This window comes from Campylobacter concisus (assembly GCF_015229965.1).
GTDB classification, from domain to species: Bacteria; Campylobacterota; Campylobacteria; order Campylobacterales; family Campylobacteraceae; genus Campylobacter_A; species Campylobacter_A concisus_BD.
The window spans coordinates 1-683 of record NZ_JAAKZB010000054.1; the positions used below are offsets into that span (position 1 = coordinate 1).

The 683-nt window shown below is 36.2% G+C and carries 1 pseudogene; it reads right to left on the reverse strand.

What is annotated here, in order from left to right:
* Positions 1–683 (reverse strand): annotated as a pseudogene (locus G6W43_RS10510) (methyl-accepting chemotaxis protein); the annotation flags it as partial.

Sequence of the window (683 nt, forward strand, 5' to 3'; positions counted from 1 at the left end):
GTTTGATCTGCTATATCTCTAATGATAGTTATGATGTTTTTAATTTCATCACTTTGTCTTATAACATCAGCTGTCTTTTGAGAGATGGCATTCATTGAGCTACTCATTTGCTCAACTGCAGCTGCAGATTCTTGAAGTGAGCTTGCTTGAGTGCTAGCACCTTGTGTAAGCTCTTTCATAGCCAAAGCCAAAGTTGTAGCTTTTTCTTCAAGCATCTTGGCATCATTTAAATTTGAGTTTAGCATAGTGCAAATTACCTCACCCATATTTGATACTCCAAGTATCATAGCCTTTAGATCAGCCTCTAGCTCGTCATTTATCTCAACCTTTGCTGTAAAGTCGTTTTTAGTATATGAGCTAAGAACATTTGTTATGCCCTTTAAATTTGCTGAGATAGATGTAAAGAATTTGTTTAGTAGCTCTTTTAGTTCATTTAGCGATGGGTTGTTTGGAGTTGAGCCTATCTTTGCTCCAAGGTTGCCTTTGATCATCAAATTTGCTACCTTATTTAGCTCATCTATCATAGTGCTATCTTTTTTGATGCCAGCTACGACTTTATCGATGTTTTCATTTATCGCTTTACTCATCTCGCCAAATTCATCATTTGATCTTACCTCTAGCTTGCTTGGTGCTTTTGCTTCGTAAGTTACAAATTTAAATAGATCATCAAGCTTAGACTGGAT